Raw genomic sequence first — 21,846 nt, forward strand, 5'->3', positions numbered from 1 at the left:
GTTGTTGTTTATTTTTCATGGCGTTGTGATCAGGCTTTGGCTGGCTCACTCTCGCCCAGCGCGACGGTTTCACCCAGACTGTCTTCGGTCTTGGCAACCACGCTGGCGGCGATGGCGTTGCCCAGCACGTTGGTGGCAGAGCGCCCCATGTCGAGGAAGTGGTCGATCCCCAGCAGCAGCAAGATGCCCGCTTCCGGAATATGGAACTGGTTCAGAGTAGCGGCAATCACCACCAGAGAGGCGCGCGGTACCCCGGCCATCCCCTTGGAGGTGACCATCAGCAGCAACAGCATGGTGATCTGCTGGGCCATGGAGAGCTCGATACCATACGCTTGGGCGATGAACATCACCGCGAAGGTGCAGTACATCATGGAGCCGTCGAGGTTAAAGGAGTAACCCATCGGCAGCACGAAGCTGGCGATGCGCTTGTCACAACCGAACTTCTCCAGACGATCCAGGGTCTTCGGATAGGCCGCTTCGGAGCTGGCGGTCGAGAAGGCGAGCAGGATGGGTTCGCGGATCATCGCCAGCAGCTTGATGACACGGCCACGCAGGAAGACGCTGCCCATGGCGATCAGCAGCAGCCAGAGGCAGGCCAGCGCGATATAGAACTGAGCCATAAAACTGCCGTAGGTAACCAGAATACCCAGCCCCTCTTTGGCTACCATGGCGGCGATGGCGCCAAACACCGCGAACGGCGCAAAGTTCATCACATAACCGGTCACTTTCAGCATGATCTCGGCAGCGCTGGCCATCAGCACCACTACCGGCTTGGCCAGATCGCCGAGCGCGGCGGCAGCCAGACCGAAGAAGAGGGAGAAGACCACGATCTGCAGGATCTCGTTGGTGGCCATCGCCTCGACCACGCTCTTGGGAATGGCGTGGGTCACAAAATCTTTCAGGGTAATGGCACCGGCAGCAATGCCCGAGCTGGCGGTGTCATTGGGCAGGGAGAGCGAGAGACCCACACCCGGCTGCATCAAGGTCACCATTACCAGACCCAGACTCAGGGACATCAGGGAGGCCAGCATGAACCAGCCGAGGGTCTTGGCACCAATACGACCCACGGTGCGGGTGTCGCCCATCTTGGCGATACCGACCACCAGGGTGGTGAAGACCAGGGGAGCTATGATCATCTTGATCAGGCGCAGGAAGATATCGGTCAGGATCGTGATGTTATTGGCAAAATCCGCAGCCTGATCTGCGGCAAACATCCGATAGCCCTGGCCGGTGAGGATACCAAACATCATGGAGATGAGGATGGCGACCGTCAGTTTATTCATTTTCATGGGGGAGTCCCGGTTTTGATTGGTGCAAGCCGTAAACAGTGGCGTGGGAGCCACTACAGTCCGTTTTTGTGATCCGAGCCGTTGATTCCTGGCGGCTGGTATGCTGGGAGAATGCCTAAAAGCAGGGGGTAAATCTAGAGGCTTTATCCAGAATTTTATCCCGCCATTAGGTGTATGTGATATGGATCTTGCAAACCATCAATATTAATCACTGCTTATTTTGATTTCGGCGAGATATTTCGCATTTAGAGTTCGCTCATCGAGTGCCCGTGGCAACAGGCGAAAAGTGAGCAGCGCCGAGATGGTATGCTGCACCTGCATCTGGGCCATAAAGAGATCCGGCTCATCCTCGTCAAAGCCGAAGATCGGCCGTGATGGGGTCACCCTGACGGCATCGCGGTTAATGGTCAGCTCATCGACCTTAAGCCAGGAGTAACCCTCTGCCAGTGCCAGCTCCCCTGCCCGCTTGAGCACATATTTGCGGGCGGTCTCCCTGTCCACCAGATCGTTGCCGACAAACTCCAGTTGCCACTTGTCCGGGCCAAGCCGGGTCTGGGAAAAACCGGTCTGGCCGTTCCAGAACGACTTTTCACTCTCATAAGGGGTGGCGCAGCCCACCAGCAGCAGGGTGAGCATCAGCAGACAACAGGGTTTAGATACGGATGCAGACACGAGAGGCCTCGCCAGGCAAATGAGCAACAGAGTCGTTACTACACCATAAAGCGAGGTGGCAGCACAATCTGCTCACGCCAGCAGCGACCAGCGTGCATCACCACTGGCTTCGCGCCTGTGCGGCAAATCGCAGGCAAAAGAAAAGGCCTTGTCGTTTGACAAGGCCTTTACCGGGGAATTTGGTCGGTGTGAGAGGATTCGAACCTCCGACCCTCTACACCCCATGCAGATGCGCTACCTGGCTGCGCTACACACCGACGGAGTCAGCTCGGCTGACGGGGGCAGAGTTTATGGAGATGACCCTGCCCTGTCAACAGGGAAACACCGCCAATTCCTCGGCCACGGTGCGTTCGCCTGCTTTGCGAACAATCAGCGGTTAAAGGTCAGCCGCTTGCCCAGGATCTGGTCAGTCACCTGCCCGTTTTGCCAGGCGATCTGGCCGTTCACCAGCGTCATCTCCACCGTGCTGTGGAAGCGGTAGCCGTTGAAGGGCGACCAGCCACAGTGGTAGAGGATGTTGTCATCGTTGACCACATAGGGCTTGCCCAGATCCAGCAGCACCAGATCGGCGAAATACCCCTCGCGGATATAACCGCGATCCTGCACCTGGAAGCGCTCGGCCACCGCGTGGGAGGTCTTCTTGACGATAGTCTCCAGGGTAAACACGCCGTTGTGGTAGAGCTCCAGCAGCGCCTGCAAAGAGTGCTGCACCAGCGGCACACCGGACGGCGCCTTGAAGTAGCTGTTCTGCTTCTCTTCCCAGGTGTGGGGCGCGTGGTCGGTGGCGATGATGTCGAGCACGTCGTTGCGTACCGCATCCAGCAGTGCCTGCTGGTCGGCGGCACTCTTCACCGCAGGGTTGCACTTGATCAGGCTGCCCTGGGTCTCGTAATCGGCTTCATTGAAGAAGAGGTGGTGAACGCACACCTCGGCGGTGATGTTCTTGTCCTTCAGCTCGCTCAGGTCGTGGCTGGCGGTAAAGAGCGACAGCTCCTTGGCCGAGGTCAGATGCAGCACATGCAGCTTGGCACCGTATTTTTTCGCCAGCGCCACCGCCATGCTGGAGGATTTGTAGCACGCCTCGTCACTGCGAATGCGGCCGTGCTCGCCCATCGGCACATTCTCGCCCCACTTGGCCCGCGCCGCCTCTTCCGCCTTGGCGATGGTCGGAGTGTCTTCGCAGTGGGTGACGATCATCACCGGACTTTCGCGGAAGATGGCCGCCAGGGTCTCCTGATTGTCCACCAGCATGTTGCCGGTCGAAGAGCCCATAAACACTTTGACCCCGCAGGACTGCTTGGGGTCGAGACGCTTGATCTCTTCCAGGTTGTCGTTGGTGGCACCGAGATAGAAGCTGTAGTTGGCGACGGAGGTGTTGGCAGCGATCTGGTATTTGGCTTCGAGGGCGTCGAGGGTGGTGGTCTGGGGATTGACGTTGGGCATTTCCATGAAACTGGTGGTACCACCGGCGACGGCGGCGCGGGATTCGCTGGCGATAGTCCCCTTGTGGGTCAATCCCGGCTCCCGGAAGTGGACCTGATCATCGATCATTCCGGGGATGAGATGGCGACCTGCGGCATCGATCACCAGTGCATCGGGCGCCTCGATATCCGGGGCGATGCGGGCAATCCGTTCCCCCTCGATCAACACATCGGAGGCATAGATGCGGCCTTCGTTGACCAGGGTGGCATTCTTGATAAGCAGTTTGTTCATGGGGGGTTCCAGTTCCTTTGCCGATAATCGCGGGTCATAATAGCGCAAAACTGCCCTTTCTCTGTAGCAAGGCCTGACTGATGAAGTTATTTGTAAGAGATTTGACCGTGATCGACTCCAGCTACCTCTGCGAACGCCGCGGCATGGTGGGCGAGAGCTGGCTGGTAGATATCGAAATGAGCGGTGAGCTCAACGAAATGAGCATGCTGCTGGACTTTGGCCGGGTAAAGAAGCTGATCAAGTCGATCATCGATGAAGAGGTGGACCACAAGCTGCTGGTGCCGACCGAGTGCCCACTGATCCACATCGAGACACTGGATGGTGACGAAAGCACAGTGGATCTGCTGCGCCCGGGTCGCTCCATCCATCTGCGCTGCCCATCCCAGGGCTTTGCCTTTATCCCGGCCCCGCAAGTTGATAAAGAGTCGGTGACCCGCTACCTGCTGGCGGTACTGGCCAAACGGCTGCCGGGCAATATCAAGGATCTCTCCCTGACCCTGCGTCAGGAGGCGATCACCGGCGCCTTCTACCACTACAGCCACGGCCTGAAAAAACACGATGGCAACTGCCAGCGCATCGCCCACGGCCACCGCTCTCCCATCGAGATCCACGTCGATGGCGAGCGCGACCAGGAGCTTGAGCTCAACTGGGCCGAACGCTGGGGCGATATCTATCTCGGCACCGAGGAGGACAAGGTGGCGCTGACCGAACTCACCTTGAGCCCCCGCGCCAATGCCCAGCTTGGCGAGCATCACACCGGCTTCAAATATATGGCGCCCCAGGGGCTGTTCCAGCTGGCCATCCCCAGCGCCGAGGTGGAGATGATCGACACCGACACCACGGTCGAGCTGCTGGCCTGCTATATCGCCCGCGAAGTGAAGAAGATGGTGGGCGACAAGTTTGTCAAGATTGTCGCCTATGAAGGGGTCGGCAAGGGTGCGATTGCCTACGCCTGATCCCCTTGTCACTACCGTAATAACAACAAGGCCCCGCATCTGAGGGGCCTTGTTGTTTCAACTCTCGACCATCAGGCACTGAGGCGGAAGCGCTTGACCAGGCTCTCCTGCTGCTCGGCAAGGGAGTCCAGCTGCTGGCTGGTCTCGGCCACCCGCTCGATCCCCTGATAGTTGAGATCCGAGATATCGGAGATGCGGTTGAGGTTGGTGGCGATATCGGCGCTGGTGGCCTGCTGCTGCTCGGCGGCAGAAGCGATCTGGCTCGACATGTCGCTGATCAGCACCACAATTCCCTGCACCTCCTCCATGGCGTTGTTGGCGTGAGAGCTCTGATCCACGCAACTGTCCATCTCGCGAGAGCACTCCTGCATCACGGTCACCGCCTTGGCGACTCCCTGCTGCAGGTTTTCGATCATGGTCTGGATCTCGCTGGTGGACTGGGCGGTACGGCCCGCCAGACTGCGTACCTCATCCGCCACCACTGCAAATCCGCGCCCTTGTTCGCCGGCCCGCGCCGCTTCGATGGCGGCGTTGAGGGCCAGCAGGTTGGTCTGCTCGGCGATGCCGCGAATGACATCGAGGATATTGCCGATCTGGCTGCTCATGGCGCTCACATCACCAATCACCTTGCCGGTCTGTTGCAGTTTGCCCGCCAGTTGATGAGTGGTGGTGATATTGCCTGCCATCACCTTGCGTCCCATCTCGGAGGCCTTCTCCACATCCTGCACCCGCTCCAGGGTCTGGTTGGCGGCCTGCGCCACCTCCCGCACCGAGGCCTCCATCTGGGTCATGGCGGCGGCGACCGAGGCGGTCTCCTGCCGCTGTTTCTCCAGATCCGCCCGCACCGATTCGGTGGTGTGGCGATTGCCGTGGGCGGCATCGTTAAGCTGGGCCGACGCTTGTGAAAGCTGTGCCAGCACCTCCCCCATCTGGGCAATCAGCAGGTTGATCTGGCTGCCCAGCTGACCAAATTCGTTCTTGCTCTGAAAACCGATGCGCTGGGTCATGTCGCCCTGGGTCACTTCGGTCAGCACCCGCAGCAACTCCCTGAGCGGACGGCGAATGGCCTTGCCCAGGGTATAAGCCACCAGCATGGCGATCAGGATGGCGACGACGATGCTGGTTCCCTGGGTCAGAGTGCTCTGGCTCTGAGTGGCTTTGGCGTGCTGAATGCTTTGACTCATCAGCTGCTGACTCTGGCCGGTGATCCGCTCAAGCCGGTTCTGGATCTCGACGATAAGCGCGCTCGCCTGCTTGCTTTTCTCTCGCATCTGCTCCTGCTGCTTCATCAGCGCCAGATACTGGGAGAGCACCCCTTCGCTCGCGGTGGTGTCGCGTACAAAGCCGTGAACATAGTGGCCCATGTCGTTTTCAAAGTTCTTCAGCTCACTCTGCAGATCCTTGATGGTACTGTTGAACCCCTCGATCTGCATCTTGTTGCGCTTGAGCGCCCCTTCGATGGGAGCCGGAATGGTCTGATTGAGGGCGTCCATGGTGGAGAGTTCGATAGCAGAAAGCTTGGTGGTCAGGGTCTCGGAGAGCATCTTGATAAAGCTGTCGTCGATGGTGACCATCATGTCACCCAGACTCTTCTTGAACTGGGGCAGACTGACCTGAAACTGCCCCTTGGCCAGATTGACCTTGTGCAGCCGGGTGAGCAGCGCCTCGTGTTCGCCGGGCAGGGTATCGGTCAGTTGCAGGTAGCTGTCGACCTGCTGGCTGAGGCTGCTCATCTCCCCTTGCAGTTCGGGGTGGTGGGCCACCTGCTGGCGCAAGACGTCGAGGCTCTTGCCCACCGCAGCCTTGGCCTGTTTCAGTTCGGCCACTTCGGCCGGCAGTTGTTTGGGATCCTGCTCGGTGAGCACATCCCCCAACCACTTGTTGGCGCTGAGCAGGGTGATCTGGGTCTGACTGCTGGCAATCACCAGCGGCATAGACTGCTGGGTAACCTGCTCCAGTGCGTTCCCCAGGGTCTCCTGACTACGAAATGTGAGCAGTGAACTGGCCACCATCACGGCCACCAGGATCGCGAAGCCAAGGTAGACTCGCTGCAAGATGGAGAGATCCGACATTGTTTGTTTCATTATTGTCCCGCTGTATATGCAAAAGTCCCTTGCCTGAGTACCCCGTCCTTTTGATACCCTGCAGACCACCCTGAACAGGCGCTGCAGATGACGTCCCTCTGGCTATCGGTATTTTTAACAATAACTGAAGGGAATGGGACATCAGCTGTGTCAAATGTCGGCTTGTGTCACACTTGGCGTGCTGCTCGCCCCCCTTTCGGGAGCCGCTTGGGGTTCTAGTTCAATTTTCTGTTTCATATAAGGGAGTTAGCCATGGCGCAAGAAACCATTTTCAGCAAAATCATCCGTAAAGAGATCCCCGCCGACATCCTTTATCAAGACGATCTGGTCACCGCATTCCGGGATATCCAGCCCAAGGCCAAGACCCATATTCTGATCATCCCCAATGTGCTGATCCCCACCGTCAATGACGTGGAAGCCGAACATGAACTGGCCCTTGGCCGGATGTTCACCGTGGCCCGCAAACTGGCCGCTGAGGCTGGCATCGCCGAAGATGGCTACCGCCTCATCATGAACTGCAACCGCCACGGCGGGCAGGAGGTCTACCACATCCACATGCATCTGGTCGGTGGCCAGCCGCTGGGGCCGCTGCTCAGCCTGTAATGAATCGCCACGCCTCAACCTGCCGCAGCGCCCTGTTGCTCTGCGGCGCCCTGCTGTTGCTGGGAGGCTGCGCCTCCCGCTGGCAGGATATGTTCGTCTCCTACTCCGATCAGATGGTGCCGCTGCGCAACCAGCTGCTGCTGGGCCATGCCGCCGAGGCGCTGCCCGAGGTGCGTGACTCCACCCTTAGGGATGACACCTTTGTGCTGGATCGGCTCGAACAGGGGCGCATTGCCTGGCTCGCCGGTCAGGATGCGGGCAGCAAGCTGGCGTTCACCGCCGCCGACAGCCGCCTTCAGTGGGAAGACAATCAGGCCGAATACCGGCTGAGCCACGGTCTGGATCAGGTGGGCAGTCTGCTCACCAACGACCAGTCGATGGCCTATCGTACTCCCGATTACGAACGCACCATGCTGCACCACTATCTGGCCCTCAACTACCTGCAACGGGGGGATGCCGATGGCGCCCTGGTGGAGGTTCGCCGGGCCAATCAGGTGCAGGAGCAAGCCCTGAAACGGCGAGCCGACGAGGTGCGCAAGGCGAAGGATGAGAGCGAAGAGGCCGAGGCAGAAGGGGAGATGCGCCAGCTGATGTCGCGCGGCGCACCGGATCTCGACCGGTTGATCGGCAAGGTCAAAAACGGTTTTCAGAACGCCTACACCTTCTATTTTTCCGCCGTGCTCTATGAAGCGGCCGGGGATCTCAACGACGCCTGGGTCGACTATCAACGCGGCTACCAGATAGCGCCGGACAACCGCAGCCTGCAAGATGCCTTGCTGCGTCTGGCGCGGCTGCGTGGCTCACCGGACGAGATCCGCGAGACCGAGAAAAAGATAGGCCGCAAAGCACCGCCGCTTGCAAAAGATCAAGGCCAACTGGTGGTGCTGTTTGAAGATGGTTTGATCCCGGCACGGCGCGAACTGTTCCTGCCGCTCCCCATCTCCACCTCCCGCGGCGATTTTCGCACCTTTACCGTCGCCATCCCCTATTACGATAATCGGGCCAGCGACACCGGCCCGCTGACAGTGGAAGTCGGCAAGCGGGTCGAGCAGACCAGCGAGCTGGTCAGGCTGGAAGCACTGGCTGCCAAAGATCTGCAGGAGCGGCTGCCCGGCATGCTGACCCGCCAGGCGCTGCGACTGGTTGCCAAGGAGCAGATGCGCCGCACCGCCGCCAAAGAGGGAGGCGATGTGGGCAATATTCTGGTGGGGATCTTCAACACCCTCTCGGAGCGGGCTGATACCCGCAGCTGGCTGACGCTGCCAGCTCAGGCATCGAGCTGGCAGGGGATGGTGCCGGCCGGTGACATCAATCTCACCCTGGGCGCAGGGACGGCGCAGCGGCAATTGCCGCTCACCATCCACAAGGGACGCACCACCCTGGTCTGGGTACAGCGCCTCGGCGCCGGTCTGACCACCCGGGTGATGCCGCTCTGAGCAGATGGCGAAGAGATATGAGCAAGACCATTAACGGGCAGCCCCTCAGTGCTGCCCAAATCCCTCCAATTAAGGAGAGCAAGATGAAATCATACGGGTTGGCCCTCGGGCTCGCGCTGCTGCTGACCGGCTGCGCCACCAACACCTCCGGCGTGGCGCTCTATGGCCCGGCGGGCGGTGCTCCCACGCTGGAGCAGCATCAAAACGTCAACGTCACCCTGACCGAGCTGAGCCGCCGCCAGCAAAATGGCCTGCTGCAGGTCAATGTGGCCGCCGCCAGCACCCAGCGCGGCGATAACAAGCTGCAATATATCTTCTATTGGTATGATGAGGCCGGTCAGGAGGTCGCCAGCGATGGCCGCGGCTGGACCCCCATCAAGCTGCATGGCTATCAGACCCGCACCCTCTCGGCCCTGGCGCCCAGCCCGGCGGCGCAGGGTTACCGGATTTACGTACGCGAAGTGATTGAGGAATCCTACTGATGAAAATGAATCATGCCCTGCTGATATTGACCTCTGCATTGCTCTTGGGCGGCTGCTCCAGCACCACCGTCAGCTATGGTGATCCGGCCGAAACCGAAACCGTCACCGTCGATTACGGCTCAAGTGACCTGCAGGCCATCGCCGACAAGATGGCGGACTCCATGCTGGCATCGCCGGCCACCAGCGAGATCACCGCAGGCGGTCGTCCGGTGATGTTTATGGACTCTATCCGCAACAAGACCTCCGAGCACATCGATACCGAAGCCATCACCGATACCATCCGCACCAAATTGCTGCGGGCCGGCAAGTTCCGCTTCGTCGACATGAGCAAGGTGGCCGCCGTCAAGCAGCAGCTCGAATACCAGCAGAGCAGCGGCATGGTGGATCCAGCCTCCATGGTGCGTCTGGGCAAGCAGACCGGTGCCCGCTACATGGTCTATGGCAACCTCGCCAGCATCGTCAAGGACAATGGCAAGGTGAAGGATGTCTACTACCAGATGACCATGAACCTGATGGATCTGCAAAACGGCGAACTGCTGTGGGCTGACCAGAAAGAGATCCGCAAGCAGGCGAAGAAGTCCACCTTTGGCTGGTAACAGGCTCCTGGTGACAGGCAACTGTGATCCGCTACTGGCCAGCCTGCCCGCCCCCTGGCGGGAGGGGCTGCTGGAACCACTCGGGTTAGGTCTGACCAACTGCAACTATCGACTGCGCCTCCCCTCGGGGCGCAGTTACTTTTTGCGTCAGGGCCACTCCGACCCGGTGCGCCTTGGCATCGACCGTCCCACCGAGTGGCAGCTTTATCAGGGGGCGATGGCCGAAGGGCTGGCGCTGCCCTGCCACTATGGCGATCCCGCCAGCGGTCTGATGCTGCTCGAATGGTGCGATGAGCCAAACTGGGTACACGCGGCGCCACCAGAAGCCGATCAGCCCCGCCTGCTGGCGGAGGTGCTGCGCAAGCTCCATCGCCTGCCGCTACCTTCGGTGGTGATGGCGGTGCGGGCTCACGCCGCAGGCTATCGCGCCAGACTGGCCCGCATCCCCTCCTGGCTGCCCGCCCTGGAGCGGGGCTTGCTCGCCAGCAGTGAACCAAATGATTGCTGGCGCCCTTGCCACCATGATCTCAATCCGGCTAACTTGTTGGGAAGCAAACCCTGGGTCATCGACTGGGAGTATGGCGCGGCAGGTCACCCCGGCTTTGAGCTCGCCAGCATCCAGCGCACCCATGAGTGGCCCGCCGAGCGGCGCGACGAGCTGGAAGCGCACTATCTGCAGGCCCTGCCGCGCCACCAGTGGCCCGATTTTCAGAGCGAGGCATTTTTACCCTGGGTCGACTATATCGGCCTGCTCTGGGCCCTGCTGATGGCAGAGCAACAGCCCTCACTCGACTATGACACCCTGATCGCCATCAACCGGCAACGACTGGAGTAACAGATGATAAACAAGGTGCGCTGGCACAAGCCGAAAACCTGGGGTCTGCTGCTGATCGGCCTGCTGCTGACCGGCTGCTCCACCCGGGTGATCTACTACTGGCTCGATACCGCCATCATCTGGCAGCTGGATGACTACTTTGCCCTCTCCTATTCGCAGAAGGATCTGCTCAGCCGCGAAGTGAAGGGGCTGATGGCCTGGCACCGCCAGCACGAGCTGCCTCGCTACGCCAGGGATCTCGATGCACTGGCCAAGGCGGTGGCCAGCCCCATGACGCCGGAGCAGATCTCGACCAATCTCGATGCGGTGCAGCAGAGTCTGACCCGTACCCTTGAAAACACTATCCCCCGCGCGGTCAGGCTGGCGCGCACCCTAACCGACGAGCAGGTAGCCCGCTTTATGACCGATCGGGTCAAGCGGCAACAGGAGCGACAAAAGGACTTTGCCACTGAGCCCAAAGAGCAGATGCTGGCGGAGTTTCGCGACAAGATGAACAAGCGGCTCGAGTTCTGGATTGGCGAGGTGAAACCGGCACAGGCGCCACTGGTGGCCCAGTGGGCCGAATGGCAATACGAGCTGATGCCCCCCTGGCTCGAGTTTCAGGAGTCCTGGACCCAGGAGCTGGACAGGCTGATGAAGCAGCGCCAGAGTCCCGACTTTACCCGCGAGCTGACTGACCTGCTGGCCGAGGGGGATGGTCTGATGGATGGCCGCTTTACCGGCTATACCGAACAGTCGCGCCAGCGTACCGTCAACTGGCTGAGCGCCATGAGCCAGTCGCTGGATATCTCCCAGCGGGCCCATCTCTACTCCCTGCTCAAGGGCTACGCCCGCGACTTCAAGCAGATGAGCGGCAGCTGACAGCCAGCACCGAATGGTGCCATGCGCCCGGGGCAACCTTGTTCAAACCGGGCGCTTATGGTAGTTTGCCCTTTCTATTTATCGGGAATTAACTTTTGCGCCTTATCGACAAAGTAAAACTGGTGCTGGTAACTCTGGTTATCGCCCTCACCCTGCTTTGTTCCATCGCCCGAATGGAAGGCCCGCTGCTACCCGCATCTCCCCAGAGTGAACAGCAGCAGACTCAGGTGTTCAATCAGCTTAGCGACAGCGACGATGGCATCATCAAGTTTGTTGGCAGCCATCAGAATCACCTGCTGCGTCTCGAACAATCCCTGCGCAGTGACAACCAGCCCAAGAGTGTGGTCTACGAGCTGATCCAGAGCTGGTCGGCCCAGGCCATCCTGCTGTTGCTGCTCGGCTGGCTGATGCTGGCACCCGAGCTCTATCACAAACAGAGTTTTCGCGATCGCTTTGGCGCGATCCACCGACGCCATCTACAGCGCCAACACCTGCAATATCGCTTCACCCAGAGCTATCTGAGCGCCTGACCCCGGAGGGGCTGGCACATCCACTGTTTGCTCATCTCCTCTTCCTGACGGATCCGGCGGCTGCCTGATCCGCATCTGATGCATCCCATTTTTTGCGCCTTGCCGAGCCTTGTTGCTATCGGCCCGGGCACCATTCTCCTGACAGAGGCTTGTTTGCCATGAGAAAGAGCAATCGCACCGTTCTCAACCGCATGAGCAAGTGGCAGTACGCACTGCTGCTGTTGATGCTGTTGACCTTTACCTTTTACTCCCTGCCCACCTTTTTTGGTGAGCAGCCCTCCCTCGGCCTGCACGGACAGCAGCGCCTGACGGCTCAGCAGCAGATGTTGCTGAGCGACAAACACCTGACCCCGATCAAGGTCATTGAGCAACCTGAGCGGGTCGAGCTGGTCTTTGCCAGTCAGGGCGATCAGCAGCGCGCCAAGCAGTTGCTGGAGCTGCAAGGGGTCGACAGTGCCGCCCTGACCCTGGAGTTTCACTCCAACGCGCCGGCCTGGATCACCCGCCTCGGCGCCGACCCCATCAAGCTGGGGCTCGACCTGCGTGGCGGCTCCCAACTGCTGATCGGGGTGGACGTGGACTTTGTCATCGACAATCAGACCAAGAATCTGGTGGATACCCTGCGTACCCGCTTCCGTGAAGCCAATCTGCGCGGCGCTAGCGTCACGCGCAGCGCACAGGGCGCCGTAGCCGTCACCCTGCCGGAGGTCGCCGAACAGGAGAGCTGGCTCGCCATCATCAAGGAGAGTGCCGGTACCCGTCAGGATCAGTGGAAGCTGACCCGCTCCGGCAATGATCTGAAACTGGTGCTGAGCGAGGCGGAGCGTACCCTGCTGGTCAACAACGCCGTGACCCAGAACCTGTCGATCCTGAAAAAACGGATCAACGAGCTCGGCATCGTCGAGGCCTCGGTGGTGCGTCAAGGTCAGGATGGCATCCGTATCGAACTGCCCGGGGTACATAACCCCAAGCAGGCGAAAGAGGTGATCGGCGCCACCGCCTCGCTGGCCTTCTACGAGGCCAAAGCCGACAGCCACTTCTACATCGCCGATCGCAACGGTCAGGCCGTCGGCATGGCGCGCAAGCCGGTACTCACCGGCGAGCACATCGTCGATGCCCGCGCCAACATGGGCGAAATGGGGCAACCCCAGGTCAATATCGTGCTCGACACCTTGGGTGGCAGCAAGATGAACCAGTTCAGCCGCCAGCATGTGGGCAAGCCGATGGCGACCGTCTTCACCGAGTACAAGACCAACGCTCAGGGCAAACTGCGCGCCCAGAGCGAGGTGATCAACGTCGCCACCATCCAGACCGCCCTTGGCAACCAGTTCCGCATCACCGGCATTGGCAGTCTGCCAGAAGCGCAAGAGCTGGCCATGCTGCTGCGTGCCGGCGCCCTCACCGCCCCGCTCAAGATCCTGGAAGAACGCAGTATTGGCCCGACGCTGGGGATGCAGAATATCGAGGCGGGCTTCACCGCGCTGGCCTTCGGCATGGCGGGCATGATGCTGTTCATGATGGCCTGGTACCGCAAATTCGGCTGGGTTGCCATCACGGCGCTGGTCGCCAACCTGTTGATGCAGGTCGGCATGCTGGCAGTGCTGCCGGGCGCCGTGCTGACCCTGCCGGGGATCGCCGGTCTGGTGCTGACGGTGGGCATGGCGGTAGATACCCATGTGCTGATCTTCGAGCGGATCAGGGACCGTCTGCGAGAAGGGGGCTCACTGGCCAACGCCATCGACTTTGGCTATCGCTCGGCCTTCCACACCATATTCGATGCCAACATCACTACGCTCATCTGCGCCGTGGTGCTCTACTCCATCGGCTCCGGGCCGCTGCAGGGCTTCTCCATCACCCTCATTCTGGGTCTGCTCTCCAGCATGATCACCGGGATCTGGGGGACGCGCGCCATCATCAACCCCCTGTGGGGACGCAGCAGCGAGCGCACGCTGAAGGTGTAACGGGACAGCAGTCCCTCTGATGAGCGGCTTTGGCTGCGCCATCGGCCATGGATATGGCCGGGGCGGCCAAAGCAGAACACTATTTCCCGGCGTGTCGCGACACGTCGTGATGGGCCAACAGCCTGATGCTGGCTGGCCAAGGAGATAATTATGTTGAGAATGATCGTTGCCATGGGGCTGACCCGTTGGCGTTATATCGGCCTGTGGGCTTCCATCCTGCTGACCGTGGCCAGCGTCGCCATCTTGCTGGTGAACGGCCTGACACTGGGGCTCGATTTTACCGGCGGGATCCTGCTGGAGTTTCATATCCAGACCCTGAAAGAGGCCCATGAGCTCAATGCCATGCTGGTCTCCCCGCTGGCGGGAGCCGTTGAGCTGAGCTCGGCCGGTATTCCCGGCGAGTGGCTGATCAAGCTGCCCCCCCACGAACTGCCCTGGCCCGCGGCGGATCTCGCTACCATGCTGACCCAGCAACTGGGGATGCCGGTCGAGTTGCTGCGTACCACCATCGTCGGTCCCCAGGTGGGTGCCGAGCTGTTCCAGCAGGGGATGCTGGCGGTGCTGGTCGCTTCGCTGGCGATGTCGGCCTATCTGGCGTTTCGCTTCGAGTGGCGTCAGGCCATCGGCATCCTGCTCTCGGTGGTCCATGACGCCATCGTGGCGCTGGGGCTGCTGTCACTCTTTCAGATCGAGTTCGACCTGAACATCATCGCCGGTTTGATGGCGGTGATCGGCTACTCCCTCAACGACAGCATCGTCATCTCGGACAGGTTGCGGGATCTGCTGAGCTCGCGTACCCAGATGGGCATCCACGAGTGCTCCGATGTAGCCATCAAGGCGACCTTCAGTCGCACCATGATCACCTCGGGCACCACCCTGTTTACCGTGGGTGCGCTGCTGCTGTTTGGCGGTGACGCCCTCTACGGCTTCTCCTTCACCCTGTTTGCCGGGATCCTGGTCGGCACCGTCTCCTCCATCACCGTCGCCTCGACCGTGCAGGAGCTGCTGGGCCTCACCCCGCAGGCCTACCAAAAGAAGAGCGAGGAGCCACTGGCCAACGCAGCCTGAACCTTGTTAACCAGGCCCGGCTTACCGGGTCTCAACAAACCGGGCCCCTGCCAACCATTGGCAGGGGCTTTTCCCATTCCTCCTGTCAGTCTCTCGCCGTCCCTTTTGTTGCTCGGCTCGCCTCAATTGACAACTGACCATATTGAAAGCAATGACGGATCAACCCGTCATTTTTAATAACAAAAAGGTCATTTTATTACGTCGTAAACCATAAAATGTGACTGAAAGCACTTTCTTGAGGGCTCAAAGGAGGCAACATTGTAGTGATTTATCTACAAAGGGATATGAGATGTTGTTACAACCTGCCAATACAGCAAAATCCAGACAGTTGCTGAACGAGACCATGGCTTTGGTACTCGCAGGAGGGCGGGGTAGTCGCCTCAAACAGTTAACCGACAACCGTGCAAAACCTGCCGTTCATTTCGGCGGCAAATTCCGCATCATCGATTTCGTGCTCTCCAACTGCATCAACTCCGGCATTCGTCGGGTCGGTGTCGTGACCCAGTACAAATCCCACAGCCTGTTGCGCCATCTCCAATCGGGCTGGTCTTTCCTGCGCTACCAGATGAACGAGTTTATCGATCTGCTCCCTGCCCAGCAGCGGGTGGATGAGGTGAACTGGTATCGGGGTACCGCCGATGCGGTCTACCAGAATCTGGATATCATCCGCGATCACGCCCCCAAATATGTGGTGGTGCTGGCAGGCGATCACATCTACAAGATGGATTACGCCGCCATGCTGCTCGACCACGTCAATATGGGCGCCAAGGTGACCGTTGCCTGCATCGAGGTGCCACGCAGTGAAGCAAGCGCCTTCGGGGTAATGGCGGTGGATGATGATCGCAAGATCAATGCCTTCGTCGAAAAGCCTGCTAACCCGCCCGCCATGCCGGGCAAGGCCGACACCGCGCTGGCCTCCATGGGCGTCTATATCTTCGATGCGGAGTATCTCTATCAGCTGCTGGAAGAGGACATTGCCAACGAGCAGTCCCATCACGATTTCGGCATGGACGTGATCCCCCGCGTGGTGAAAGAGGGCACCGCATTCGCTCACCCGTTTGGCATGTCCTGTGTCGGCTGCTGTCCGGATCGCCGCCCCTACTGGCGCGATGTGGGCACCGTGGACTCCTTCTGGGAGGCCAATATGGATCTCGCTTCCGTCACGCCGGAGCTCGATATCTACGATCAGGACTGGCCCATCTGGACCAGTCAGAACATGACTCCTCCCGCCAAGTTCGTGCAGGACCGAAACGGCCAGCACGGCATGACCATCAACTCCATGTTTGCCGGGGGCACCATCGTCAGTGGCTCTTTCATCCTGAGTTCGGTGCTCTTTACCAATGTGCGGGTCGACTCCTTTTGCACTCTGGATCAGGCCGTTATCTTCCCGGGTGTGGAGATTGGTGCCGGTTGCCGACTGCGCCGGGTGGTGATCGACAAGGGGTGCAAACTGCCGGAAGGCACGGTGATCGGTGAAAACGCCGATGAAGATGCACGTCGCTTCCACCGCTCCGAGCAGGGCATAGTGCTGGTCACCCAGGGGATGCTCACTCGCCTGAACAAAGAGCTGCAGGGAAAACAAAAGCGCTGATCCGCAGCCAGACGGGATCCCCCTTCCTACCGCAAAGGGAGCCATGATGGCTCCCTATTTCTATGGCTGACCAGATAGCCACCTCACACCATCATTGCCATCGCGTTGCAGTCTCCCAGAGATACCATTTACTGTGGGTAAACAGCGGGGCAACGCAGCCCTAAGGTCGTAAACATTAAATTACACAAAAACCAGTAACCCTCCGAAAACCTCTCTGTATTATTCCTGTTTGCGCTATATAGCAGCTCCTTTATCTGACTTTTTAGCGGTAAACCCGCTAGTTTCACTTGATTGTTTGTTTTTACTTGGTAAGGTGAGGGCGGTTGCGTAACAAAGCAGGTACCAACGTAAATATATCGGTACAATCGCTTTTGGCTTAATACAGTAGAGAGAATGAAATCATGCAAAGAGACCCCCTGAACAACATCCATATCCAGTCCGAACAAGTGATGATCACGCCTGCCCAGCTCAAGGAGAAGTTACCCATCTCCGACAAGGCGCTGGCATTCGTGCAAGGGGCCCGAAATACCATCGCCGATATCATTCACCGCCGCGATCACCGGCTGCTGGTGATCTGTGGTCCCTGCTCCATCCACGATATGGACGCCGCCAAAGAGTACGCAACCAGACTCAAAGCGCTGCATGATGCCTATCAGGACTCTCTCTACATTGTCATGCGGGTCTACTTTGAGAAGCCGCGCACCACGGTCGGCTGGAAAGGCTTTATCAACGACCCCAATCTGGATGGCACCTTCGATGTGGAGCTGGGGCTGCACCGTGCCCGCGAGCTGCTCTGCTGGCTGGCGGAGCTGGAGTTGCCGCTGGCCACCGAAGCGCTCGACCCCATCAGCCCGCAATACCTGGCCGAGCTCTTCTCCTGGTCAGCCATCGGCGCGCGCACCACCGAATCCCAGACCCACAGGGAGATGGCGTCCGGCCTCTCCATGCCGGTCGGCTTCAAGAACGGCACCGACGGCAACCTGGGGACCGCCATCAATGCGCTGCAGGCGGCCTCCTCCCCTCACGCCTTTATGGGGATCAACCAGCAGGGCCAGGTGGCGTTGTTGCAGACCCAGGGCAACCCGGATGGCCACGTGATCCTGCGCGGCGGCAAACATCCCAACTACGACTCGGTCAACGTGTCGCTGGCGGAAGAGGCGCTGGAGAAAGCGGGCCTGCTGCCGAGCCTTGTGGTGGATTGCAGCCACGGCAACTCCAGCAAGGATCACCGTTTGCAGCCCAAGGTGGCCGACAACGTCATCCACCAGATCCAGGAGGGCAACCGCTCCATCATCGGGGTGATGCTCGAATCCAACCTGTTCGAGGGAAACCAGTCCAGTGAGCAGCCCAAAGAGCAGATGCGCTACGGGGTCTCCATCACCGATGCCTGCATCGACTGGGACACCACCGCCACCCTGCTGGCCCGCTGCCACAACCAGCTGGCTGACCCTCTCAAGGGCAGAACTGCGCGGTAAGCCGTGGTATTTTGTCGCAACCTATTGAACAATCGAGGTATCACCGCTGGTGGCATCAAGCCGCTCACGCCGTGATACCTTGTTGCATCTTGAATTTCAGGGCGCCGCCGCTCGCGGCGCCAGCAGGGACTGGATATGGCTGAAGAGTTGAATGTACTCAGGGACAAGATAGATGCGGTGGACAAGCAGCTGATCGATCTGCTGGCCGCCCGTCTGGCCCTAGTGGGAGAAGTGGGTGAGGTAAAGAGCCGCCACGGCCTGCCCATCTATGCACCGGATCGGGAAGCGAGCATGCTGGCTCGCCGCCGCGCCGAGGCTGAGCAGTTGGGGGTGCCCGGCGATCTCATCGAAGACGTGCTGCGCCGGGTGATGCGTGAATCTTATGCCAGCGAGAAAGATACCGGCTTCAAATGCATAAAGCCGGATCTTGGCAAGGTGGTCATCATCGGCGGTCAGGGCCAGCTTGGCCGCTTATTCGGCCATATGTTCAGCCTCTCAGGCTATCGGGTCGAGACCCTGGAACAAGCCGACTGGCCGCGCGCTGACGAGATCCTCGCCGGAGCCGGTCTGGTGATGGTGGCGGTGCCCATCGATATCACCTGCCAGATCATCGATCGCCTCGGCAACCTGCCCGCACACTGCCTGTTGGTGGATGTCACCAGCGTGAAGGCGGCGCCGCTCGAACATATGCTGACGGTGCACCAAGGGCCGGTACTGGGACTGCACCCCATGTTCGGGCCGGATGTGGCAAGCCTCGCCAAGCAGGTGATCGTCTGCTGTCAGGGTCGTGACCCCGCTGCCAGCCAATGGTTGCTGGATCAGATGACCATCTGGGGCGCCCGCTTGCAGCAGGTGGAAGCCAAGGCCCACGATGAGGCGATGACCCTCATTCAGGCACTGCGTCACTTCGCCACCTTTGCCTATGGCTGGCACCTCTCCCGGGAGCAGGCCAATCTGGATCGCCTGCTGAGTTTGAGCTCCCCCATCTACCGACTGGAGCTCGCTATGGTGGGGCGGCTGTTTGCCCAGGATCCCCACCTCTATGCCGACATCATTTTGTCGTCACCGCAGAATCTGGCGATGATCCGTCGCTACTACCAAAACTTCGGCGAAGCGCTGGGGCTGCTGGAGCGGGGGGACAGGGACGGTTTCATCGAGGCCTTCTCGCAAGTCTCCGGTTTCTTCGGTGAGCATGCCGACCAGTTCCTGCGTGAAAGCCGCATGCTGCTCGCCCAGGCCAACGACCGCCGCCAACACGGCTGATCCTGCAAAAGCCGCTACCTCATATCGCCAGAAAAGGAAGATAGCTGGACATCTTCCTTTTTGGGTAATGCCTCCAATCAGTTGAGATGGTGCCTTTCGATAAAAGCACCAATTACTTTCTCGTGGAGCTCAACGGAACGAGAGAAGCAGATGGTTTTGTGAGCCAATCGCTTGATGCGCGTTCTGAGCGTCAGGTTGTTACGCTCGATACGCTGGGTGAATATCTTCCCGGTCAGATGCATCTCGCTCGGTACCTCTCTGGCATAGCTTCCCCAGTCATCGCTGGTGATAAAACCAATCTGGAACGGAGATAGTAGGCTCAGCAAGCGGCGGCATGTCTCATCGTTGCGCGGGCCAAAGGTATATGCCACGACTCGTTTTCTCTTGGTATCAAAGGCATACCAAAGCCAATGTCGATGCTGTTTATTGCCGATCTTGTCATTGAACACCTCAGGTCATGGTGGCGACTGTACCACCTAAAATGGTGTCCGGGATGATTAGACCACTACATGTTGAGCAGGCTTAACCCAGCTGAACCCGAGTGCCCCTCTCATCGGCTCAGCCCGGGGACTTTCCCAGATAGCGCTCCACGATCACTTTCACCCCGTCACGTTTTTTGAGCTGATAGAGCTCCTTGTCAAACTGGTCGATAAAGGCCTGTTTGTAGGGATACTCCCCCTTGCGGCTATAGCCGAGGAACCCCTGTTCCTTGCTGAGCACCGGCCCCTGCTTGAGCAGGGACATATCGGCTACCGCCAGCTGCTCGGCCTTTATCATGTTGAGCAACTCATAGAGCAAGGAGAGGCGATCATTGATGGTGCAATCGACCCGGCCGCGGACAATCTTGAGCAGGTTCTCCCGATTGCTTTTCACCTCCTCCACGTCGATCTGCTTCTCTTTTACCGCCTGCCAGAAGGCATCACCGCCGACGGCAAAACCGGCGTTCATGCCAAAGCGCAAACCGTGATAGTCGAGCGGGAAGCTAGCCTGCGGGGTATTGGCCGCCACACTGGCGCCGCACATCACCACCAGCTCTTCATCCAGCATCGGCTGGGAGTAGGGCCACATATAAGGGCGGGTATCGGGCATGTAGTAGGGTGGAAAAATGGCGAAGGCGGTCCCCTGCTCCACCATGCTCAGACCGCGCCGCCACGGCATGGGCTTGAGCACTACCTCATAGTCAGACATAGCAGAGGTCACCTCGCGGATGATGTCGGCATAGATCCCCCTGACCTCCTCCCCCTCCTGCCAGGAGTAGGGGGGATAGGCGGCATCCGCGAGGATCTCGACCCGGGTCTTGGCGTGCGCCATCATGCACAACCCCAGCAACAAGCAACACCAGACTCGCATAAGCCAGCACCTTCTGAAAAAGCCTGTATCAAGCATAGCCATCCGCCGCGCCTTCCTCTGCTGGCGCGCCATATTTCATGCCATCTCTTCGTTGGCTGAAAAATGTTAATGAAATATTAAAACCATCCTTTATGCTGGAGAGCAATTGCTCTGAATGGATGGCCGCATATGGATGTGCAACTGCTTCTGCTCTACCTCTCCCCGATTTTTCTGGCCTTTATCGGCTGGGAGATGCTCTACCTGCGCAAACATGGCGCGGCCTTTCCAACCGCCACCTACCAGTGGCGGGATCTGTTCGCCAACGCCGCCCTGGCCCTGATGCACCAAGGGGGCGATGCGCTGGCGGCCATCGCCATTGCTTATCTGTATGACACCCTATGGGGCTGGCGGCTGTTCGATATCGAGCTGAATCTCTGGAGTGTGCTACTGCTGTTTCTGTTGCAGGATCTCTGTTACTGGCTGTTCCACTTCACCAGCCACCATGTGCGCTGGCTGTGGGCTTCCCACGTGGTACATCACAGCTCGGAGCGGCTCAACCTCTCCACCGCCTTTCGCCAGAGCCTGATGTATCCCATCTCCGGCATGTGGCTGTTCTGGATCCCGATGATTGTCATCGGCTTCCCGCCCGAGGCGGTGGTCGCCACCGTGCTGCTGAGTCTGGGCTTCCAGTTCTTCGTCCACACCCAGGTAGTGGGCAAACTCGGCTGGCTGGAGTGGATCTTCAACACCCCCTCCCACCACAGGGTGCATCACGCCAGCAACGCCAAGTACATAGACCGCAACTTTGCCGGGGTGCTGATCATCTGGGATCGGCTGTTCGGCACCTTTGTGGAAGAAGACCCGGCCGAGCCGTGCCGCTTCGGCATCACCAAGCCGATCCACAGCTTCAATCCCCTCACCCTCACCTTCCACGAGTGGCGCGACATGCTGCGCGACGCCCGTGGCCTGCCTTGGCGACAAAAACTCGCGGTGCTGTTTGGCAAACCGGCCGGACCTGCCAGCCGCTGAACCTTCGCCCCGAATCGCAACTCCCGGATAGCAAGCCCCTGATAACCAGTCCCTGAAAACAAGAGAGCGCCAC

19 protein-coding genes, 1 tRNA gene and 1 pseudogene are annotated in these 21,846 nt (G+C 59.5%); 14 read left to right on the forward strand and 7 right to left on the reverse strand.

Annotated features, from left to right (window positions below):
• Positions 1-29: 29 nt before the first annotated feature.
• From AB5Y92_RS15310 to AB5Y92_RS15325, 4 genes are all read right to left on the reverse strand, one after another.
• Positions 30-1,289, reverse strand: a complete 1,260-nt coding sequence (locus AB5Y92_RS15310; protein WP_005334018.1) for a dicarboxylate/amino acid:cation symporter — start codon at positions 1,287-1,289, stop codon at positions 30-32.
• Between the two features lie 204 nt (positions 1,290-1,493).
• Positions 1,494-1,925 carry a hypothetical protein gene (locus AB5Y92_RS15315; RefSeq protein WP_103251726.1) on the reverse strand — a complete coding sequence of 144 codons (432 nt, stop codon included), beginning with the start codon at positions 1,923-1,925 and terminating at the stop codon, positions 1,494-1,496.
• A gap of 216 nt (positions 1,926-2,141) precedes the next feature.
• Positions 2,142-2,218: transfer RNA gene (locus AB5Y92_RS15320), tRNA-Pro, on the reverse strand.
• A 112-nt stretch (positions 2,219-2,330) separates the two neighbouring features.
• Positions 2,331-3,674 carry a dihydroorotase gene (locus tag AB5Y92_RS15325; RefSeq protein WP_270803795.1) on the reverse strand — a complete coding sequence of 448 codons (1,344 nt, stop codon included), beginning with the start codon at positions 3,672-3,674 and terminating at the stop codon, positions 2,331-2,333.
• 80 nt (positions 3,675-3,754) lie between these two features.
• Here AB5Y92_RS15325 and AB5Y92_RS15330 point away from each other — a divergent pair, with 80 nt between their 5' ends.
• The gene (locus AB5Y92_RS15330) at positions 3,755-4,630 is read left to right on the forward strand and encodes a 6-pyruvoyl tetrahydropterin synthase family protein (RefSeq protein ID WP_368227071.1); all 876 of its coding nucleotides are present in this window, start codon (positions 3,755-3,757) and stop codon (positions 4,628-4,630) included.
• A gap of 71 nt (positions 4,631-4,701) precedes the next feature.
• Here the strand turns inward: AB5Y92_RS15330 and AB5Y92_RS15335 are convergent, their stop codons facing one another.
• Positions 4,702-6,714, reverse strand: coding sequence for a methyl-accepting chemotaxis protein (locus tag AB5Y92_RS15335; RefSeq protein ID WP_368227072.1), 2,013 nt, complete (start codon positions 6,712-6,714; stop codon positions 4,702-4,704).
• Positions 6,715-6,966: 252 nt separating this feature from the next.
• Between AB5Y92_RS15335 and hinT the strand changes: the two genes are divergently transcribed.
• The 12 genes from hinT to tyrA all read left to right on the forward strand — a co-directional run bounded on the left by hinT (position 6,967) and on the right by tyrA (position 19,415).
• Positions 6,967-7,317 (forward strand): purine nucleoside phosphoramidase, encoded by a 351-nt coding sequence (gene hinT / locus AB5Y92_RS15340; RefSeq protein ID WP_005334033.1) that lies wholly within the window; start codon positions 6,967-6,969, stop codon positions 7,315-7,317.
• The gene (locus AB5Y92_RS15345; RefSeq protein WP_368227073.1) at positions 7,317-8,753 is read left to right on the forward strand and encodes a COG3014 family protein; all 1,437 of its coding nucleotides are present in this window, start codon (positions 7,317-7,319) and stop codon (positions 8,751-8,753) included. The genes hinT and AB5Y92_RS15345 overlap by 1 nt, the downstream gene beginning before the upstream one ends.
• A gap of 83 nt (positions 8,754-8,836) precedes the next feature.
• Complete coding sequence (locus tag AB5Y92_RS15350; RefSeq protein WP_021231011.1) at positions 8,837-9,235, forward strand: YcfL family protein; 399 nt, start codon at positions 8,837-8,839, stop codon at positions 9,233-9,235.
• The gene (lpoB, locus tag AB5Y92_RS15355; RefSeq protein ID WP_368227074.1) at positions 9,235-9,831 is read left to right on the forward strand and encodes a penicillin-binding protein activator LpoB; all 597 of its coding nucleotides are present in this window, start codon (positions 9,235-9,237) and stop codon (positions 9,829-9,831) included. The genes AB5Y92_RS15350 and lpoB overlap by 1 nt, the downstream gene beginning before the upstream one ends.
• 10 nt (positions 9,832-9,841) lie before the next feature.
• Entirely contained in the window at positions 9,842-10,666 is an 825-nt protein-coding gene (locus tag AB5Y92_RS15360) for a phosphotransferase (protein WP_368227075.1), read from the forward strand.
• Positions 10,667-10,669: 3 nt separating this feature from the next.
• Complete coding sequence (locus AB5Y92_RS15365) at positions 10,670-11,527, forward strand: DUF6279 family lipoprotein (protein WP_005361577.1); 858 nt, start codon at positions 10,670-10,672, stop codon at positions 11,525-11,527.
• Between the two features lie 95 nt (positions 11,528-11,622).
• On the forward strand, positions 11,623-12,057 hold the full coding sequence (locus AB5Y92_RS15370; RefSeq protein WP_005334044.1) for a hypothetical protein: 435 nt from the start codon (positions 11,623-11,625) through the stop codon (positions 12,055-12,057).
• A gap of 158 nt (positions 12,058-12,215) precedes the next feature.
• Complete coding sequence (secD, locus tag AB5Y92_RS15375) at positions 12,216-14,018, forward strand: protein translocase subunit SecD (RefSeq protein ID WP_201936658.1); 1,803 nt, start codon at positions 12,216-12,218, stop codon at positions 14,016-14,018.
• A 150-nt stretch (positions 14,019-14,168) separates the two neighbouring features.
• A complete protein-coding gene (secF, locus tag AB5Y92_RS15380) occupies positions 14,169-15,086 on the forward strand; it encodes a protein translocase subunit SecF (RefSeq protein ID WP_005334046.1) in 918 nt (305 codons plus the stop codon).
• A gap of 289 nt (positions 15,087-15,375) precedes the next feature.
• The gene (gene glgC / locus AB5Y92_RS15385) at positions 15,376-16,677 is read left to right on the forward strand and encodes a glucose-1-phosphate adenylyltransferase (protein ID WP_005334047.1); all 1,302 of its coding nucleotides are present in this window, start codon (positions 15,376-15,378) and stop codon (positions 16,675-16,677) included.
• A gap of 401 nt (positions 16,678-17,078) precedes the next feature.
• Positions 17,079-18,152, forward strand: coding sequence for a 3-deoxy-7-phosphoheptulonate synthase (locus tag AB5Y92_RS15390; RefSeq protein ID WP_021231016.1), 1,074 nt, complete (start codon positions 17,079-17,081; stop codon positions 18,150-18,152).
• A gap of 135 nt (positions 18,153-18,287) precedes the next feature.
• Positions 18,288-19,415, forward strand: a complete 1,128-nt coding sequence (gene tyrA / locus AB5Y92_RS15395) for a bifunctional chorismate mutase/prephenate dehydrogenase (RefSeq protein WP_040066227.1) — start codon at positions 18,288-18,290, stop codon at positions 19,413-19,415.
• A 77-nt stretch (positions 19,416-19,492) separates the two neighbouring features.
• On the opposite strand, the pseudogene AB5Y92_RS15400 reads toward tyrA, so the two are convergent.
• Positions 19,493-19,849 (reverse strand): annotated as a pseudogene (locus AB5Y92_RS15400) (IS1 family transposase); the annotation flags it as partial.
• Between the two features lie 124 nt (positions 19,850-19,973).
• A complete protein-coding gene (locus tag AB5Y92_RS15405) occupies positions 19,974-20,765 on the reverse strand; it encodes an ABC transporter substrate-binding protein (RefSeq protein WP_164537133.1) in 792 nt (263 codons plus the stop codon).
• 168 nt (positions 20,766-20,933) lie between these two features.
• Between AB5Y92_RS15405 and AB5Y92_RS15410 the strand changes: the two genes are divergently transcribed.
• On the forward strand, positions 20,934-21,773 hold the full coding sequence (locus tag AB5Y92_RS15410) for a sterol desaturase family protein (RefSeq protein ID WP_160881555.1): 840 nt from the start codon (positions 20,934-20,936) through the stop codon (positions 21,771-21,773).
• The last annotated feature ends 73 nt before the right edge of the window (positions 21,774-21,846 follow it).

It is taken from the genome of Aeromonas sp. R1-1 (assembly GCF_040908495.1).
Classification (GTDB): Bacteria; Pseudomonadota; Gammaproteobacteria; order Enterobacterales; family Aeromonadaceae; genus Aeromonas; species Aeromonas veronii.

Coding starts and splice junctions, on each gene's coding strand:
- AB5Y92_RS15310 (WP_005334018.1), bottom strand. CDS start 1,289: ATGAAAATGAATAAACTGACGGTCGCCATCCTCATCTCCATGATGTTT.
- AB5Y92_RS15315 (WP_103251726.1), bottom strand. CDS start 1,925: ATGCTCACCCTGCTGCTGGTGGGCTGCGCCACCCCTTATGAGAGTGAA.
- AB5Y92_RS15325 (WP_270803795.1), bottom strand. CDS start 3,674: ATGAACAAACTGCTTATCAAGAATGCCACCCTGGTCAACGAAGGCCGC.
- AB5Y92_RS15330 (WP_368227071.1), top strand. CDS start 3,755: ATGAAGTTATTTGTAAGAGATTTGACCGTGATCGACTCCAGCTACCTC.
- AB5Y92_RS15335 (WP_368227072.1), bottom strand. CDS start 6,714: ATGAAACAAACAATGTCGGATCTCTCCATCTTGCAGCGAGTCTACCTT.
- hinT (WP_005334033.1), top strand. CDS start 6,967: ATGGCGCAAGAAACCATTTTCAGCAAAATCATCCGTAAAGAGATCCCC.
- AB5Y92_RS15345 (WP_368227073.1), top strand. CDS start 7,317: ATGAATCGCCACGCCTCAACCTGCCGCAGCGCCCTGTTGCTCTGCGGC.
- AB5Y92_RS15350 (WP_021231011.1), top strand. CDS start 8,837: ATGAAATCATACGGGTTGGCCCTCGGGCTCGCGCTGCTGCTGACCGGC.
- lpoB (WP_368227074.1), top strand. CDS start 9,235: ATGAAAATGAATCATGCCCTGCTGATATTGACCTCTGCATTGCTCTTG.
- AB5Y92_RS15365 (WP_005361577.1), top strand. CDS start 10,670: ATGATAAACAAGGTGCGCTGGCACAAGCCGAAAACCTGGGGTCTGCTG.
- secD (WP_201936658.1), top strand. CDS start 12,216: ATGAGAAAGAGCAATCGCACCGTTCTCAACCGCATGAGCAAGTGGCAG.
- secF (WP_005334046.1), top strand. CDS start 14,169: ATGTTGAGAATGATCGTTGCCATGGGGCTGACCCGTTGGCGTTATATC.
- glgC (WP_005334047.1), top strand. CDS start 15,376: ATGTTGTTACAACCTGCCAATACAGCAAAATCCAGACAGTTGCTGAAC.
- AB5Y92_RS15390 (WP_021231016.1), top strand. CDS start 17,079: ATGCAAAGAGACCCCCTGAACAACATCCATATCCAGTCCGAACAAGTG.
- tyrA (WP_040066227.1), top strand. CDS start 18,288: ATGGCTGAAGAGTTGAATGTACTCAGGGACAAGATAGATGCGGTGGAC.
- AB5Y92_RS15405 (WP_164537133.1), bottom strand. CDS start 20,765: ATGCGAGTCTGGTGTTGCTTGTTGCTGGGGTTGTGCATGATGGCGCAC.
- AB5Y92_RS15410 (WP_160881555.1), top strand. CDS start 20,934: ATGGATGTGCAACTGCTTCTGCTCTACCTCTCCCCGATTTTTCTGGCC.